At 71.7% G+C, this 17127-nt stretch carries 14 protein-coding genes; 4 read left to right on the plus strand and 10 right to left on the minus strand.

The window, feature by feature from the left end:
- Positions 1 to 23: 23 nt before the first annotated feature.
- Together IEY95_RS15500 and IEY95_RS15505 are read right to left on the minus strand one after the other, a co-directional pair.
- Positions 24 to 239 carry a type A2 lantipeptide gene (locus tag IEY95_RS15500; RefSeq protein WP_189186621.1) on the minus strand — a complete coding sequence of 72 codons (216 nt, stop codon included), beginning with the start codon at positions 237 to 239 and terminating at the stop codon, positions 24 to 26.
- Positions 240 to 720: 481 nt separating this feature from the next.
- Positions 721 to 1134 carry a PaaI family thioesterase gene (locus IEY95_RS15505; protein WP_189186622.1) on the minus strand — a complete coding sequence of 138 codons (414 nt, stop codon included), beginning with the start codon at positions 1132 to 1134 and terminating at the stop codon, positions 721 to 723.
- Between the two features lie 195 nt (positions 1135 to 1329).
- Here IEY95_RS15505 and IEY95_RS15510 point away from each other — a divergent pair, with 195 nt between their 5' ends.
- Positions 1330 to 2691: a S1 family peptidase gene (locus IEY95_RS15510; protein ID WP_189186623.1), complete on the plus strand. Its 1362-nt coding sequence runs from the start codon at positions 1330 to 1332 to the stop codon at positions 2689 to 2691.
- A 187-nt stretch (positions 2692 to 2878) separates the two neighbouring features.
- Here the strand turns inward: IEY95_RS15510 and IEY95_RS15515 are convergent, their stop codons facing one another.
- Positions 2879 to 5038, minus strand: a complete 2160-nt coding sequence (locus tag IEY95_RS15515) for a SpoIIE family protein phosphatase (protein WP_189186928.1) — start codon at positions 5036 to 5038, stop codon at positions 2879 to 2881.
- Positions 5039 to 5256: 218 nt separating this feature from the next.
- On the opposite strand from IEY95_RS15515, the gene IEY95_RS15520 reads away from it, so the two are divergent.
- The 3 genes from IEY95_RS15520 to IEY95_RS15530 all read left to right on the plus strand — a co-directional run bounded on the left by IEY95_RS15520 (position 5257) and on the right by IEY95_RS15530 (position 9217).
- Entirely contained in the window at positions 5257 to 7689 is a 2433-nt protein-coding gene (locus tag IEY95_RS15520; RefSeq protein WP_189186624.1) for a SpoIIE family protein phosphatase, read from the plus strand.
- A 64-nt stretch (positions 7690 to 7753) separates the two neighbouring features.
- Positions 7754 to 8260, plus strand: coding sequence for a metallophosphoesterase family protein (locus tag IEY95_RS15525; RefSeq protein ID WP_189186625.1), 507 nt, complete (start codon positions 7754 to 7756; stop codon positions 8258 to 8260).
- Positions 8261 to 8302: 42 nt separating this feature from the next.
- A complete protein-coding gene (locus IEY95_RS15530; RefSeq protein ID WP_189186626.1) occupies positions 8303 to 9217 on the plus strand; it encodes an aminoglycoside phosphotransferase family protein in 915 nt (304 codons plus the stop codon).
- Between the two features lie 5 nt (positions 9218 to 9222).
- Here IEY95_RS15530 and IEY95_RS15535 read toward each other — a convergent pair whose 3' ends face one another.
- The 7 genes from IEY95_RS15535 to IEY95_RS15565 form a co-directional block, all read right to left on the minus strand.
- The gene (locus IEY95_RS15535) at positions 9223 to 9909 is read right to left on the minus strand and encodes an SRPBCC family protein (protein ID WP_189186929.1); all 687 of its coding nucleotides are present in this window, start codon (positions 9907 to 9909) and stop codon (positions 9223 to 9225) included.
- A 78-nt stretch (positions 9910 to 9987) separates the two neighbouring features.
- On the minus strand, positions 9988 to 11109 hold the full coding sequence (locus IEY95_RS15540) for an XdhC family protein (protein WP_189186627.1): 1122 nt from the start codon (positions 11107 to 11109) through the stop codon (positions 9988 to 9990).
- A 141-nt stretch (positions 11110 to 11250) separates the two neighbouring features.
- Entirely contained in the window at positions 11251 to 12375 is a 1125-nt protein-coding gene (locus tag IEY95_RS15545; RefSeq protein WP_189186628.1) for a vWA domain-containing protein, read from the minus strand.
- Positions 12376 to 12379: 4 nt separating this feature from the next.
- Positions 12380 to 13270 carry an AAA family ATPase gene (locus tag IEY95_RS15550; RefSeq protein WP_189186629.1) on the minus strand — a complete coding sequence of 297 codons (891 nt, stop codon included), beginning with the start codon at positions 13268 to 13270 and terminating at the stop codon, positions 12380 to 12382.
- Positions 13271 to 13286: 16 nt separating this feature from the next.
- The gene (locus IEY95_RS15555) at positions 13287 to 14141 is read right to left on the minus strand and encodes an FAD binding domain-containing protein (RefSeq protein WP_189186630.1); all 855 of its coding nucleotides are present in this window, start codon (positions 14139 to 14141) and stop codon (positions 13287 to 13289) included.
- On the minus strand, positions 14138 to 16519 hold the full coding sequence (locus tag IEY95_RS15560; protein WP_189186631.1) for a xanthine dehydrogenase family protein molybdopterin-binding subunit: 2382 nt from the start codon (positions 16517 to 16519) through the stop codon (positions 14138 to 14140). The genes IEY95_RS15555 and IEY95_RS15560 overlap by 4 nt, the downstream gene beginning before the upstream one ends.
- Positions 16516 to 16986, minus strand: coding sequence for a (2Fe-2S)-binding protein (locus tag IEY95_RS15565; RefSeq protein ID WP_189186632.1), 471 nt, complete (start codon positions 16984 to 16986; stop codon positions 16516 to 16518). Before IEY95_RS15565 ends, IEY95_RS15560 begins: the two co-directional genes overlap by 4 nt.
- Positions 16987 to 17127: the final 141 nt, after the last annotated feature.

Consider the following 17127-nt stretch of genomic DNA (forward strand, 5'->3'; position numbering starts at 1 on the left):
GGACTCAACGGCATGAAATGCGATCAGAGACCGGCAACCAGGCCGGTGACCGGGGCGGTGTTCAGGCCGGTCACACCCTCGACGGTGCCGACGCCCGTGCCCACGAGGCCGGAGACCGGGGCAACGCTGTCGACCAGGCCGGTGACGGTGCCAACGGCGTTCAGCGACAGGCCGCCGGACACGTTGTCGAGGTCGGCGTCCGAGATCTCGGCGGTCTCAACGCGGGGGGTGGAGTTCATGATGGAACTTCCCTTCGTCTGGATATTTAAAAAAGGGGAGAGCGGCCCCCTCTGGGGGACAGATGACGGCCGCCACCGCGAGCGCGCGGCGCCCGTTTCCGGGAGCCTCGGTGCGACCCCCGCGGTGCAACGGATCAAAGCACGCCCGCGTGGCACGTATCCAATCAACCAGGGCTCTCACCTGGGCACTTGAGCACTTTGGCCGTCCAACCGTGCAGGCGTGCACACGTCTTTGCGGCGACTTCTTCACATGCTGCGCCGCATCGGTTCGTGCGCTCCCTTGCCGCCTCGGGACCGAATGGGACAGTCCCGTCGCAATGGCGCGGAGGGGGGCGCGCGACTGTGCAGATCTGTCGCGCGCCGTGACTTCGTTGCGCATTCGATGTGCAGATTCGCCGAAGCCGGGATTCCGTTCTTGGCCGCGAACGGACCGTTACCGATCAGTGGCGGAATGTGTCGTGCGTGCCGGGTGCACGTCCGCTCAGCCCAGGAGCGCGTACACCGTGCTCGCCCGCGCCGCGATCTCGTCCGCCCCCTCGGCGGTCATCGTGATGTCCGCGAAGGCCATCCGGCGGCCCAACTTGGTGAGGACCGCCTCGACCAGCACGTCCGCGTCCGTCACCGCTCGCTGGAAGCTCGTGGACTGCTGGACGGTGGTCATCGGGACGAAGGCGCCGCGCGCCGCGGACACCGCGATCACGGTCGCCGTGTCGGCCGCGGCCATCAGTGCCTGGCCGGACAGCGAGCCGCCCTCCCGGGCGAGCCGCGCGGACCACGGCAGCCGCAGGATCGCGCGCTGGTCGCCCAACTCCGCCACGGACAGGCCGAGGTCGAGCACCCAGGGGGCGAAGTGGTCGGCGAGGATCTTGTCGGCTTCGGCAAGGTTCAGCGTCATACGAGGCATTGTTCCCCAGTCACTCGGCCCAAAGGCGGGATTGCCTCGCAATCCATGCCTTTCGCCGAGGTAACTCCTGCCTTTCTTAAAGGCAGTTGAACAACCCACGTGGCTCACGCGTATCAACAACCATCCAGGCGCCCCCCAGTCAGCTGCCGGACGGCGGCATCGACCCCGTCCCCAGGAGGTCAAGAGTTGAGTCACAAACGGATACCCAAGCGCAAGGCCGCCCTCGCGGCAGGAAGCGTGGCGGCGCTCGGAGCGGCGGCACTTCTGCTGCCCCATGCCAACGCGTCCCAGACGAACTCGGATGACGCGACCCCGAAGACGTTCAAGGCGGCCGGTGTCGCGGACGTCGCCTCGCAGCTCGCCTCCCAGTTGGGTGACGCCTTCGCCGGGTCGTACTACGACGCCTCGAAGCAGCAGCTCATCGTCAATGTCGTCGGCGACAACAGCAATGTCGTCAACCAGATCGAGAAGGCCGGCGCCGTCGCCCACCAGGTGCAGAACAGCACCTCCGCACTCCAGGCCGCCGCCAAGACGCTGAAGACGGACGCGACGATCCCGGGCACGGCGTGGGCCGTCGACCCGAAGACCAACAAGATCCAGGTCACCGCCGACAGCACGGTCACGGGTGCCAAGTGGAACAAGCTGACGTCGACCGTCGACTCGCTCGGTTCCGGCGTGGCCGACGTCAAGAAGTCCGGCGGCACGTTCAAGACGTTCGTGTCGGGCGGTGACGCCATCTTCGCCCAGGCGAACGGCGGCGGTGTCCGCTGTTCCCTCGGCTTCAACGTCACCGCGAGCGACGGCAGCCCCGCCTTCCTGACCGCCGGGCACTGCGGTGTCGCGGCCAAGCAGTGGTCGGACTCGCAGGACGGCCAACCGATCGCGACCGTCGACCAGGCAACCTTCCCCGGTGCCGGCGACTTCTCACTCGTGAAGTACGACGACCCCAACACCCAGGCGCCGAGCGAGGTCAACGTCGGCAACGGGCAGACCGTCCAGATCAACCAGGCGGCGGACGCCACGGTCGGTCAGCAGGTCCTCCGGATGGGCAGCACCACCGGTCTGCACGACGGCTCGGTCACCGGTCTGGACGCCACGGTCAACTTCCAGAGCGAAACCGACCCCAACGGTGTCGACACCGTCACCGGTCTCATCCAGACCGATGTCTGCGCCGAGGCGGGCGACAGCGGCGGCTCCCTGTTCACCCAGGACGGCAGTGCGATCGGCCTCACCTCGGGCGGCAGCGGCGACTGCACCACCGGCGGCGAGACCTTCTTCCAGCCCGTCACGACCGCGCTGGCAGCGGTCGGTGCGACGCTCGGCGCGGGAGACGCCGGGGCCGGGGCCGGGGCCGGTGACGGCGGCGCGGCCGACCCGAGCGCCAGTGCCAGTGACCCGGCGGGCGCGGGCGACCAGGCCGGTGGCGCCGACGATCAGGCCGGTGGCGCCGCGGACCCGAGCGGAGCCGCGGACCCGAGCGGAGCCGCCGGAGACCAGTCCGGCACCGGCATGGACGACGGCTCGGGCCTGGTGACCAGCACCCCCTGACGGCCGGTCACCAAGAACCACTGAGCCGGCCGCGGAACAGCGGTCCCGGTCGGCAGTGGAAGGGTCCGGCCCTCCGGCGGGAGGGCCGGACCGCCCCTGTTCGGGCCGCCCGCGTACGGACCCCCCCCGCGTACGGACCCCCCGCGTATCGACCGCACCACCGGACGACTGCGCCTGTGGCGCCCGTTCAGTCGAGTGGTCGTGCCCGCAGCAGGAGCAGCGCGACATCGTCGGGCCGCTCCTGCGTCGCCGTCCCGCCGTGCCGCACGAGACTGTCGGCCAGCGTGTCCAGGGGCTGGTCGCCGGTCTCGGCGAGCCGTCGGCCGAGGTCGGCGAGGGCGTCCTCGATGTCGACACCGGGGGACTCGATCAGACCGTCGGTATAGAGAGTGAGCACGGAGCCGGGGGCGAGCGGCACCTCGGTCGTGGGATACGTGGCCGACGCGTCGATCCCGAGCAGCGGGCCACCGGCCAGGTCGAGCACCCGGACCTTGCCGTCCGGCCGCCGCAGCAACGGCGGCGGATGGCCCGCACGCGCCATGACGGCCACCTCGCGCGCGGGGTCGAGACGCAGATACAGACAGCTGGCGAAGAGGTCGGTGCCCAGGTCGAACAGCAGCCGGTTGGTGCTCCCCATCACCTCCTCCGGCGGCTGACCGACGGTCGTGTACGCCCGTACGGCGGTGCGGATCTGCCCCATCAGGCCCGCCGCCGTCACGTTGTGGCCCTGAACATCGCCGATCACCGCCGCGGCCCGGTCGCGCGAGGGCACCAGGTCGTAGAAGTCCCCGCCGATGTCCATGCCCTGAGTGGCCGGGAGATAGCGTGCGGCCGCCTCGATCGAGGGCAGCGACGGCAGCGAGGGCGGCAGCAGAGCGGCCTGCAGACCGTGCGCCAGCTGGAGCTTGGCGTCGTAGAGGAGGGCACGCTCCAGCGCCTGCGCGGCCAGCCCGCCCAGACTCGTCAGGACAGCACGTTCATCGGCGGGGAAGGCGTGCGGCTGGGCGTACGCCAGGACGCAGATGCCCACCGGCCGCCCGGACGCGATGAGCGGCAGATAGGCCCAGGCGGCCATGCCGTCCGGCGTCGCGTTCAGGGACGGGTAGAGGCGCTCCAGCTGCTGACGCGAGTCGAAGAAGGCGGGAACCCCGGAGTTCAGCGCGTGGGTACCCGGGGTCTGTGCGCTGAGCGGCATCCCGTCGAAGCACTCCACGACGTGCGCGTCCGGATAGCCCCGATGCCCGAGCACGTGCAGGCGCCCGGCCCGCGAGCCGAGGACGACCAGGGCCTGGCTGCCGACGGCGGGCGCGACCTCGTCCGCGACCAACTGCACCACGTCCTGCACGCCCGCCGCCTCCGTGAGTGCGCTCGCCAGACTCAGCACATGGGAGATGGTGGCCAGGCGCGGCGTGTCGTCGCCGCGCCGCGGCCCGGTACGGGTCATCTCGGTCACCGCCCGGGCCCGTGAGATGCGCACGCTCAGCCCGTTCGTACTGGGATACAGGCGGAACGACAACCAGTCGCCGGGTGGCCGCAGCGCCACGAACGACGTCACCTGCTGGCTGAGCAGAGCGGCACGATACCGGTCCTCGTAGACGGGGTCGTTGAGCCAGGGCACGGACGCCCACAGCTGGGTGCCCAGCAGGTCGCTGACCCGGACGCCCAGCAGCTCCGCCGTCGCCGCGTTGGCGTAGCTGATCCGCCCGTGCAGATCCATCGCGCACAGCCCGTACGGCAGCCGCGCCACCATCCGTGCGACCTCCACGGTGCCGAGTGTGCCGGCCACGGTCGCCGTAGTGGCGGGTGCCGGCAGCTCCGGCTCGGGGTGCACGGGACGCTGCTCCTCGGCGGCCCGCTCGAGGCGGAGCGCGAGTCGGTCGCAGGCCGCGGTGAGATGGTCGCGTTCCCGGTCGGACAGTTCCGGCGGATGCGAGCCGGGCCAGGTCACGAAGACGGCGCCGTACGTCTTGTTCCCGGTCGCCACGGGGAGCGCGGCCAACGCGAATGGATAGGGGAGCACCAAGGCGATCCGTGGATAGCGGCTGGCCATCTGCTCCTCGCCGCTGACCCAGATCAGTCGCCGCTCCCGCACCGCCTCGGCCACCGGGATCGGCGCGCTCAGTCCCACCCGCTCCCACGGTGCGGCGAAGGCCCTGGGCAGTCCCGCCATGGCCGCCATTTCCAGGACCGGCTCGTGGGGCGCCAGTAGATAGACCCCGCCGGCGTGGGCGTGGACGTCGTCCATCATCGCGGTCAGCGTCAGCGAGAGCAGCGGCTTTCCGACCGGCGCCGGTCGACCCCCCGCCGGTGCCTGCCCGGACCCCTGCCGGTCGGACACGCCGACCACCTCCTCGCAGGGCCGCGCACATGTCCCAGGGGTCAAGGCTCCCTCTTGGCGGCCCCTCCCGCACGGCGAGCGGACCGCCGGACGCGCCGCGCACAACCCACCCGGGGATCCCGCCCGGCGGACGGAAGTCCCGCTGCCACCGCGACGGCGCGGGCCCGACGGGTTCGGAACGGTCACAGGGGCTGCGCGAGCGTCCCGGAAGCGCTGTAATTGCGGACGTGGTCAGTGAGGGCGCTGCGGAACGCAGAACGAGAACGCTGCGTGCCGAACTTGCCCTCAAGACGCTCACCACGGACCTGGATCCGCGCGAGCGGCTGCGCCGTGTCCTCGAACAGGTGCTGGTCTACACCACTGCGACTCTGGCTGCGGTGTACTCACCGAGCGAGAGCGGCGACGAACTGCACCTGGCCGAGTCCGCCGGGCTGCCGAGGACGCTGTACGGGCTGCGCGACAGCTATCCCCTCTCCAGCGGGTTTCCCGCGGTGGACGCCCACCGCTCGGGCCGGCCGCTGTGGCTCGTCCCGGAGGAGCTCAGCCGCTACGCGGACGCCCGGCGGCTGCCGTCCCAGGAGTTCTCGCTGGGCGTGCTGCCGCTGCGGGACGACGGCTGCCTGGTCGCCGTCACCGAGAACCCGGGCGGCTTCGGCTCCGCGGACCGGGAGTACCTGGAGCTGCTCGCCGAGGCCGTCGTCTGCCCGCCGCCCGCCGAGGCCGAGGACATCGAGGACCTGCCCGCCAGCTCCTTCAGCCTCGCCATGGACACCGGGCACGTCGAGGTCGACGACGAGATGATGGAGCTGTTCGGCCTGGACCCGGACGAATTCGACGGCAAGGTGGAGACGCTGCTGTCGCTGACCGTACCGGAGGACCTGCCCTCGCTGATGTCCGCCGTGGAGCCGGACCACATGTCCATCGGCGACCGCGAGCTGGAGTTCCGGATTCTGCAGCCGTCCGGCGGGCAGCGCTGGCTGCGGCTGCGCGCCCGCCTGCTGCCCGGCGGCGAAGGGCGTCCGGCGCGACTGGTCGGCGCGGTGTCCGACGCCTCGAAGCTGCGCTCCGGCGTCAATGACGTGGCCCGCGTCCAGCGGCTCGCCACGGCCCTGGCCACCGCGGGCACCGTACGCGACGTCGGCCGGGCCGTGGTCGCCGCCCTGCGCAAGCCCCTCAGGGCCGACCGCATCGCCCTCGCCGCACTGGAGGGCGACCGACTCGTCGTCACCGTCCTCGACCCGCCCGAGCCCGAGTCCTGGCCCGAGCTGTGGCGCACCGAATGGCGCTCGGAGTGGCCGGACGCGCCCGTCCGCGCCATGCCGACGCTCGCCGCGGCGCTGAGCGAGGGGCGGCCCGCCATCTGGCCCGCCGGGGCGCCGCTGGAGCCGGCGCTCGCCGAGGTCGGCCCCGGCGGCCTCGCCGTCCTGCCGCTGCCCGCCGGCGGGCGCATGGCCGGTGCCTGCCTGATCGGCTGGGACACCCCGCACGACTTCGGTCCCGACGAGCGCGCCCTGCTCACCGCGGCCGCGGGTCTCGCGGGCCAGGCGCTGATGCGGGCCCACGCCTTCGACGCCGAACACGAACTCATCGGCACGCTCCAGCGCACGCTGCTCCCACGCCGCCTGCCCCAGCTGCCCGGCGCGGTCGCCGTCGCCCGCTACCTCCCGACCACGGCGGGTCTGGAGGTCGGCGGCGACTGGTACGACGTGATCCCGCTGCCGGAAAACCACGTCGCCCTCGTCATCGGTGACGTCCAGGGACACAATGCCTCGGCGGCGACCCTCATGGGCCAGATGCGCACGGCCCTGCGCGCCTACGCCATCGAGGGGCATCCCCCGGACGTGGTGGTCTCGCACGCCAATCGTCTCCTCATGGACCTCGAGACGGACCTCTTCGCCACCTGCTGTTACGTTGATGTGGACATGGAGGAAGGCTCCGCCTGGTACGTCCGCGCCGGACATCTGCCGCCGGTGCTGCGTCACCCGGATGGCCGCACGGAGGTTCCCGAGTCCGACGGTGGGCCGCCGCTCGGCGTCGTCACCCAGGCAGACTTCCCGCTGAGCCCGCTGCGGCTCCAGCCCGGCACGATCGTGGCCCTGACCACGGACGGTCTTGTCGAGTCCGTCGAGGTCGACATCGAGGACGGCCTGAATCGGCTCGCCGCGGACCTGGCCCGCTCCGACCCCGCCCACCTCGGACTCGTGGCCGACACACTGCTCGCGGGCGCCAACCGCAGCGACGACGTGGCCCTGCTCCTGATGCGCTACGACGGCCTGGCGACGCGTCCGCTCCGTGAGAGCTGGACCATCTGGCGCGTCCCCGAGGCAGTCCGGCACGCCCGCCGCTTCACCAGGCGCACCCTGCGCACCTGGGACGTGAGCGAAAACCTGGACGCCGTACTCCTCGTCGTCTCCGAACTCGTCACCAACGCCCTCGTGCACACCGACGGTCAGGTCCGGCTCGACCTCACCCTCATCAACCACCGCCTGCGGGTCTCGGTCGCCGACAACTCGCCGCGTTCGCCCATCAAGCCCACCAGCATCGGTTGGGAGGCCACCGGCGGCCGCGGCATCCTCCTGGTCGAAGCGATGTCTGCGGCCTGGGGGACGGTGCCGGTGAGCGGCGGGAAGCAGGTGTGGAGCGAGGTCCTGTTGGAGTGACCGCGTGCGCGGTGGGCCGTGGGGCGCACGCTGCGGAATCACGGGGGAGTGACACTCTGAGGGTGTGCGTCTGCTGCTGATGTCCGACACCCACCTCCCGAAGCGTGCGAAGGAACTGCCGGCCCGGCTCCTCGCCGAACTCCCGCTCGCCGACGTGGTCGTCCACGCGGGCGACTGGGTGGACACCGCCACCCTCGACCTGCTGGAGGACCGCGCCCGCGCGGTCCTCGGCGTGTACGGCAACAACGACGGCCCGGCCCTGCGCGCCCGCCTTCCCGAGGTCGCCCGCGCCGAACTGGGCGGCCTGCGCTTCGGAGTCGTCCACGAGACCGGCGCAGCCCAGGGCCGTGAGCACCGCTGCGCCGAGCGCTTCCCCGATCTCGACGTCCTGGTCTTCGGGCACAGCCACATCCCCTGGGACACGACAACGGAGACCGGCCTGCGCCTGCTCAACCCCGGATCGCCGACCGACCGCCGCCGCCAGCCCTACTGCACCTACATGACCGCGACAGCGGCGGACGGCCGGCTCACCGACGTGACACTGCACCGACTGCCGCCGCACACCGGCTAATTGAGTGGACGGCCGACGGCCGCGCCCAGTGAGATGGACGGCATGGTGATCGACCCCGATCTCGTACGCCGTCTGCTGGCGGCGCAGTTCCCCCAGTGGGCCGAACTGCCCCTGTCACCCGTCCCGTTGTCGGGCATGGACAATGCCACCTTCCGGCTGGGCGACGACCTGTCCGTACGGCTGCCGCGCTACTCCCACTGGGTCGGCCAGGTGGAACGCGAGCACACATGGCTGCCGCGTCTCGCGCCGCACCTGCCGCTGCCCGTCTCCGAACCGCTGGCCAAGGGGGAGCCGGGGGAGGGCTACCCCTACCCCTGGTCCGTCTACCGATGGCTGGAGGGGGAGACGGCCACGACGGACGGCCTGGTCGATCCGGTCGAAGCGGCCGTGCGGCTCGCCGAGTTCATCACCGCGCTGCAGAAGCTCGACCCCACCGGGGGCCCGGGCCCCGAGTCGAGCAACGCGTTCCGCGGTGTGCCCATGGGTGACGAGCGTGACTCCCTGGCGGCCGACGCGCGAGTCCGCCCCAAGATCGAGGCGCTCAAGCGCGCGGGCATGGTCGACACCGACGCGGTGACGGAGGTGTGGGAAGCGGCACTCGCGGCGCCCGCCTGGGACGCGCCGCCGGTGTGGATCCACGGCGACCTGGCGACCGGCAACCTCCTCGCCGTCGACGGCCGGTTGAGCGCGGTCATCGACTTCGGGACGCTCGCCGTGGGCGACCCTGCCGTCGATCTGCTTCCCGCGTGGATGTTCCTGCCCGCCCACGCACGCGGCGCCTTCCGCGCCGCGCTCGATCTGGACGACGCGACCTGGGCGCGGGGGCGTGGCTGGGCGCTCGCCGGCTCCCTGCCCGTGCCGGACGACCCGTTCTTCCAGAAGGACCCGTCTCGGGTGACCGCGGCGCTGCACCACCTGGACCAGGTGATCGCCGATCACCGCGACGCGGCCGGCTGACCGGCTCAGGGGTGCCGACGGCGTCGTAGGCGCAGGAACACCAGCGCCGCGGCGACGGCCGCGGCGACTGCCACGACCAACCGCTTGGCGACCGGCATCCCCGCCGTCCGGAGCAGATCGATCGGCTCCGCCTCGGAACGCACCGAAACCGACGGCTCGCCGAGCAGCTCGGATTCGTCGAGTCGGCGTGAATCCTCGGCTCGGCCGGGTTCCGAGGGTCGGCCGGGCGCTGCTTCGGGCCGGGCGGATGATTCTTCGAGGCGCTCGGAGAGACAGTCCGCGAACTGCCCGACCAGCTTGTCGCCCACCTCCGCCATGACCCCGCGCCCGAACTGCGCCGGACGCCCCGTCACCGTCAGATCGGTCTCCACCGACACGGCCGTGCCGCCGTCGCGTTCGCTGAGCGTGCCCGTGACCCTGGCCCGCGCCGTGCCCTGGCCGCGTGACTCCTTGCCGCTCGCGATCAGCACCATCCGGTGCGCCACCTCGTCCTGCTCCTCGAAGACGGCGGTGCCCCGGTACGTCAGCGTGATCGGGCCCACCTTCACCTTCACCGAGCCGGTCACGGTCTTGCCGTCGTAGTCCTCGACCGTCGCGCCCGGCATGCACGGGGCGACCCGCTCGATATCGAGGAGCACCCGCCAGGCGTCCTCGACCGGGACGGGGACCGTGAACTCGTGGTGCAGATCCATCATTTCCTCCTGGACCGACTGGACCGAGCGACCTGGGACACCTCAGGATCGGGCTCCCGCGGCTGCTCCTGGATCGAACTACCTCGGATGAATCGCCCCGCCCGTCGCCGTCAGGGGCGCCCCGCTGCCTCCCCACCGCAGCGCGACGATCTCCGCGGCGACCGACACGGCGACCTCCTCCGGCGTACGCGCCCCGAGGTCGAGGCCGACGGGCGAGCGCAGTCGGGACAGTTCACCTTCCGAGAGCCCGGCATCGGTCAGCCGTTTCATCCGCTCGTCGTGCGTACGACGGCTGCCCATCGCCCCGATGTACGCGGCCGGGCGGCGCAGCGCCACCTCCAGCAGGGGCACGTCGAACTTCGGATCGTGGGTGAGGACACAGATCACGGTGCGCGCGTCGGTCGTCGTACCGCTCAGATAGCGGTGCGGCCAGTCGACGACCACCTCCACGCCCTCCGGGAACCGTTTCGGCGTGGCGAAGACCGGCCGGGCGTCGCACACCGTGACCCGGTAGCCCAGGAAGGCGCCGATCCGGGCCACCGCGGCCGCGTAGTCGATCGCGCCGAAGACCAGCATGCGAGGCGGTGGCGCGAAGGAATTGAGGAAGACCGTGACCGCGTCCTCGCGGCGCTCGCCGTGCGGCCCGTAGTGCCGCCGGATCGTGGCGCCCTGGGCCAGCTCGCCGCGCGCGTCGGCGGCGACGGCGACGTCCAGACCCGTCGACCCGAGGGAGCCCGACACCCCACCGGAAGGGGCCCCCGGCTCGTCGTCCGGCCATACGGCGAGCGTGGCCCCGAGCGGCGCCGGTCCGTCGATCACCGTCGCCACCGTCACCGGGCGGCCCGCGGCCACCGACTCGGCCACCGCGCCGAAGGACGGGTCGTCGGCGGGGGACACCCGGCGGACGAGCAGCGTGATCTCGCCGCCGCAGGTGAGCCCGACGGCGAACGCGTCCTCGTCGCTGTACCCGAAGCTCTCCAGTCGTGCCTCGCCGGACTCCACGACCTCCTGGGCCAACTCGAAGACCGCGCCCTCCACACAGCCGCCGGACACACTGCCCACGACCTCGTCGGCCGGGCCCACGGCCATGGCCGCGCCCGGGTCGCGAGGCGTGCTGCGGCTCACCGCCACCACCGTGGCGAGCCCGAACGGCGAGCCCGCCGCATACCACTGGCTGAGCGCCGGGAGGATGTCACGCATCGCTCGCTCCCTTCACCGCGGGGTGTGCCTGCCTCAAGGATCCGCCCCTTCCGTAGGGTCCGGTGCTCCTCAGGGGGCCGCTCTTTCCGCGGGATCCCGTTCTCCTCACGACCTCGCCCTTTCCGCGGGATCCCGTTCTCCTCAAGGGTCCGCTCCTCTCACCACCGCCGCCAGCTGCTCCAGCGCGGCCAGGCTGTGCCCCTCGACGAAGGCGTCCACGCTCGGCAGCGCCGCCGCCATCCCGCCGGCCAGGGGCGCGTAGCCGGGACGGGCCTTGCGCGGATTGGCCCAGATCACCCGGTGCGCGAGCCGGTGCAAGCGTCGCATCTGCGCCGCGAGCAGGGCCGGATCGCCACGCTCCCAGCCGTCCGAGAGCAGCACCACGACCGCGCCGCGCGCCATGCCCCGCCGGCCCCAGCGGTCCAGGAAGCCGCGCAGCATCTCGCCGAGCCGGGTGCCGCCGCGCCAGTCGGGAACCGCCGCCGCGAGTGCCGCCATGGCCGTGTCGGGGTCGCGGTGCGCGAGCTCACGCGTCACCCGGGTCAGCCGGGTGCCGATCGTGAACACCTCTGTGCCGGTGCCGTGCGAGGCCGCGTGCGCGAACCGCAGCAGCGCGTCCGCGTACGGAGCCATCGAGCCGCTCACATCCACGAGCAGCACGACCCGGCGCGGGCGCTCGGCCCGGGCGTGCAGCCGCAGCCGGGCCGGCTCACCGCCGCGCCGCAGCATCTCCCGTACGGTACGACCCGGATCCACGCTGCCACGGCGCGCCGGGTGCCGCCGCGCGGAGCGCCGCACCTCGCCGCGCAGCCGGAACGCGGCGAGCAGCCGCCGCAGTTGCTCCCGCTCGGCCGCCGTGAGCCCGGCGAAGTCGCGATGGCGCAGCACGTCGGTGGAGCTGGCGAGCGTGGCCGTCGGTACGGCGGCGTCCTCCGGGGACCGCGTCGCCGTGGGAGGAACGGGACCGGCGTCACGGACGACCATGCGCAGCCGTGGCGCGGGAGTGGACCACGTCGGAGCGCCTTCCGCCTTCGTGCCGAAGTAGGCGGCGAAGACCCGTTCGTAGCGTTCGAGATCGTCCTGGTTCCCGCACAGGGTGAGCCGTCCCGCCCAGTACACATCGGATCGCACGCCTGGATCGAGGAGACCGAGCGCGCCGAGGAAGGCCTGTACGCGGTCGGGCGCGGCGTCGACGCCGGCCGTGCGCAGGGCTCGGGCGAACCCGACCAGGACGGCGGACGCGTCGATGGTGCCCTCGCGCTCCATGCTCCTACGCTCCCCGGGCGGACAGGATCGACGTCAGGTCGAGACCGCGGGCCCGCTCGGCGTCCTCCCGGTACTTCAGCACCGACCCCAGCGTGGCCACCGCCAGCTCGGCGTCCACCTCGGTCGCGCCCAGCGCGTGCAGGGCCTCGGCCCAGTCGATCGTCTCCGCGACCCCGGGCGGTTTGAGCAGGTCCTCGGCGCGCAGGGCCTGGACGAGCGCGGTGACCTGTTCGGCCAGCCGCTCGGTCACCTCCGGCAGCCTCCGTCTCACGATGGCGAGTTCGCGGGCGAACCCGGGGTGGTCGAACCAGTGGTAGAGGCAGCGTCGCTTCAGTGCGTCGTGCACCTCGCGGGTGCGGTTGGAGGTGAGGACCACGACCGGCGGCGACTCGGCACGCAGCGTGCCCAGTTCGGGGATGGTGACCGCGTACTCCGACAGCAGCTCCAGCAGGAACGCCTCGAACTCGTCGTCCGCGCGGTCCACTTCGTCGACGAGGAGCACGGACGGATGGGTCTCCAGAGCCTGCAGGAGGGGCCGGGTGATGAGGAACCGCCGGTCGTACAGCTCGCCTTCGAGCCGGTCGGCGTCCGTGATGCCCGCCGCCTCGGCGGCCCGCAGGTGCAGGAGCTGGCGCGGGAAGTCCCAGTCGTAGAGGGCCTGCGACGCGTCGATGCCCTCGTAGCACTGCAACCGGATCAGCGGAGCGCCGGTCGCCTCGGCGAGGGCGGACGCGAGCGCGGTCTTGCCCACGCCCGCGTCGCCCTCGCAGAAGATCGGCCGGTGCAGCCGCAGCGCCAGGAAACAGGCCACGGCCAGCCCGTCGTCGACGAGGTACCCCGTCTTCTCCAGGCGGACCCGTACCTCGTCCGGACTGCTCAAGCCGTCCACGACCATGCCGGTGATGGGCTCCTCACCCCATCCCGCCGGCGGTCAGCACCGCCCGCTTGGTCAGGACCTGGGCGAGGTGTGCGCGATACGCGGGCGAGGCCGAGGGATCGGACGACGGGTGCGTCCCGTCCGCGGCCACCTCGGCGGCCCGTTGCACCGCGCCCGGCGCCGCGGCGCCCACCAGCGCCTCCTCGGTGGCCGCGGCCCGCAGCGGCGTCGAGCCCATGTTCGTCAGCCCGATCCGGGCCTCGGCGATGTGCCCGTTGTCGCGCCGCACCAGCGCCGCCACACCGACCACGGCCCAGGCCTGTGCGACCCGGTGGAACTTCTCGTAGTGGAAACCCCAGCCGTCGACCGTCGGTATCTCCACCTCCACGAGCAGTTCGTCCGGGTGCAGCGCGGTCTGCAGATAGTCCACGAAGAACTCGCGGGCCGGGATGGCGCGCCGTCCCGCGGGCCCTTCCGCGATCAGTGTCGCGTCGAGCGCGAGGATCACGGCGGGCAGGTCACCGGCCGGATCGGCGTGCGCGAGCGACCCGCCGAGGGTGCCGCGATGGCGTACGGCGGGATCGGCGACCGTGGCGGTGGCCGCCGCGAGCAGCCCGGCGTGCCGGCGTACCCGTGGGTCGCGGATGACGTCGTGGTGCGAGGTCATCGCGCCGATGATCAGCGTGCCCTCGTCCTCGCGGATTCCGCGCAGTTCCGGGATGCGGCCGATGTCGACGACCAGTTCGGGAAAGGCGAGCCGCAGCCGCAGCAGCGGCAGCAGGCTCTGGCCGCCGGCCAGCACCTTCGCGTCCTCGCCCGCGTCCGCGAGGGTGCGCACGGCTTCCTCGACGCTCGCGGGCCTGGCGTACTCGAATGCCGGGGGAATCATGCTGAGCCGTCCTTTCCGGAACGAGCCTGTTCGATGGCCTCCCAGACCCGCTGCGGCGTACAGGGCATCGCCACCTCGGTCACGCCCAGCGGGCGCAGCGCGTCCACGATCGCGTTGACGACCGCGGGTGTCGAGGCGATGGTGCCCGCCTCACCGACTCCCTTGGCTCCGAGTGGATTGGAGGTGGCCGGCGTCTCCGTGCGGCCTGTCACGAACTCGGGCAGATCGGCAGCCGAGGGCACCAGATAGTCGGCCATCGTGCCCGACACCAGGTTGCCCTCGTCGTCGTACACCGCCTCCTCGTACAGGGCCTGCGCGATGCCCTGGGCGACTCCGCCGTGCACCTGCCCCTCGACGATCATCGGGTTGATGACCCGGCCGACGTCGTCGACACAGACGTACGAGCGAATGGTGGTCCGTCCGGTCTCCGTGTCGACCTCGACGGCGCACAGGTGGGTGCCGTGGGGGTAGGAGAAGTTCTCCGGGTCGACCAGGTGCTCGGCGTTGATGGTGGGTTCCATGCCGTCGGGCAGGTCGTGCGAGGAGAACGTCTCGAACGCGATCTCCTGGATGGTCTTGCGCGCCTCCGGCGAGCCCTTCACGGAGAACACACCGTGCGTGAACTCCAGGTCGTGCTCGCTCGCTTCGAGGAGGTGCGCGGCCACCTTCCGCGCCTTCTCCACCACCTTCTGGGCGGCGTGATGCACGGCCGTCCCACCGACGACGAGCGATCGCGAGCCGTAGGTGTCCATGCCCTGCGGTGCCGCCTTGGTGTCGCCGTGCAGCACCTCGACGTCCTCGAAGGGCACTCCCAGCACGTCGGAGGCGATCTGGCTCCAGCAGGTCACATGCCCCTGCCCGTGCGGACTGGTGCCGGTGACCACCTCGACCTTGCCGGTCGGCAGCATGCGGATGCTCGCCGCCTCCCAGCCCCCGGCCCCGTACCGCAGATCCCGCAGCACCCGGCTCGGCGCGAGCCCGCACATCTCGGTGTACGTGGAGACACCGATACCGAGCCGCACCACGTCACCGTGCTCGTTGCGCTTCTGCTGCTCCGAGCGCAGCGCGTCGTACCCGAAGAGTGCGAGCGCCTTGTCGGTGGCGGCCTCGTAGTTGCCGCTGTCGTACGTCAGCCCAGCGACGGCCGTGTACGGGAACTCCTCGTGGCGGATCCAGTTGCGCCGCCTCAACTCGATCGGATCCAGGCCGAGTTCGACGGCCAGCTCGTCCATGATCCGTTCGATGGCGTACGTCGCCTCGGGGCGCCCGGCGCCGCGATAGGCGTCCGTGGGCGTCCTGGTCGTGAAGACGCCGGTGCAGGTGAAGTCGTACGCGTCCATCTTGTAGATCGCCGGATACATGAACGCGCCCAGGATCGGGATGCCCGGCGTCACGAGCATGAGGTACGCCCCCATGTCGGCGAGGAGATCGACCTTGAGGCCGAGCAGCTTGCCCTCGTCGGTGGCGGCGATCTCGATGTCCTGGATCATCCCGCGTCCGTGATGGGTGGCGAGGTACCCCTCGGACCGCGACTCGGTCCACTTCACCGGGCGGCCCAGCCGCTGTGCCACGGCGAGTGCGAGGGCCTCCTCGCCGTAGACCTGGAGTTTGGAACCGAAGCCGCCGCCCACATCGGGGGCGATCACCCGCAGCTTGTGCTCGGGGACGCCGGTGACCATGGACAGCATGATCCGCAGAATGTGCGGGATCTGGGTGGCGGAGTAGACGGTGTACTCGCCCGAGGCCGCCAGCGGCGTCACGACGACCGCCCGTGGCTCCATCGCGTTGGGGATCAGCCTCTGCTGGACGTAGCGGCGCTTGAGGACCACGTCCGCGCGCTGGCGGACCGAGGCGTAGTCCTCACCGGTGGCCAGTGGCCAGACGTAGCAGCGGTTGGTGCCCTTGTCGGCGTGGACCAGCGGTGCGTCCTCGGCGAGGGCGGCCTCCAGGTCGAGGACCGGGGGCAGCGGTGTGTAGTCGACCTCGACGGCTTCCAGGGCGTCGGCGGCGGCGTACCGGTCGCGGGCCACGACGACGGCCACCGGGTCGCCCGCGTAGCGGACTTCGTCGACAGCGATCGGCGGGTGGTCCGGGAGCACGATGTCCTCGGTGACGGGCCAGGCGCAGGGCAGTGAGCCGAGGCCTTCGGCCAGGTCGCGGCCGCTGAACGCGGCGACCACGCCGGGGCGTTCGCGCGCGGGTGCCACGTCGACCCGGTCGATGCGTGCGTGCGCCATGGGGCTGCGCAGAATCGCCAGGTGCAGCAGTCCGTTGACGCTGATGTTGTCCGTCCAGTTGGTCTGGCCGGTGACGAGACGGGCGTCCTCCTTGCGCGCCCGTGAGCGGCCGACCTCGCGCTCGGTGACCTGGTCGGTCATGTCGTGACCTCCTGCCCGGAGGCGGCCAGGACCGCGCGCACGATGTTCTGGTAGCCGGTGCACCGGCAGAGGTTGCCCTCCAGGGCCTGGCGTACGTCGTCCGCGGTCGGGTCGGGGTTCTCGCGGAGCAGATCCCGGGCGGCCATGATCATTCCTGGTGTGCAGTAGCCGCACTGCAGGGCGTGCCGCTCGTGGAACGCCGACTGCAGCGGATGCCACTCCCCGTCCCGGGCGAGCCCCTGGACCGTCGTCACCTCGCTCCCGTCGGCCTGGACGGCTAGCACCGAGCAGCTCTTGACGCTCTCCCCGTCGAGGTCGACCGTGCAGGCCCCGCAGTTCGACGTGTCGCAGCCGACGGGTGTGCCGGTCAGGCCCAGGCGGTCTCGCAGGTAGTGGACCAAGAGGAGGCGGGGTTCGACCTCGTCCTCGTACGTGGTGCCGTCCACCTTCACCGATATGCGGGTCATGTGCCCTCCCAGAGAGCCAGGTGAGGGGTATCAGCCAATTTACGTGACGTGCGTCACTCTAAGGCCGAGTGCCGAGGGGGGCGAGCGCTGCGGCACGCATTTGTTGAGCGTTAATCCGTTGCCGTCGCGGGTCGTCGGCTG

This window comes from Streptomyces albiflavescens, from assembly GCF_014645835.1.
GTDB classification, from domain to species: Bacteria; Actinomycetota; Actinomycetes; order Streptomycetales; family Streptomycetaceae; genus Streptomyces; species Streptomyces albiflavescens.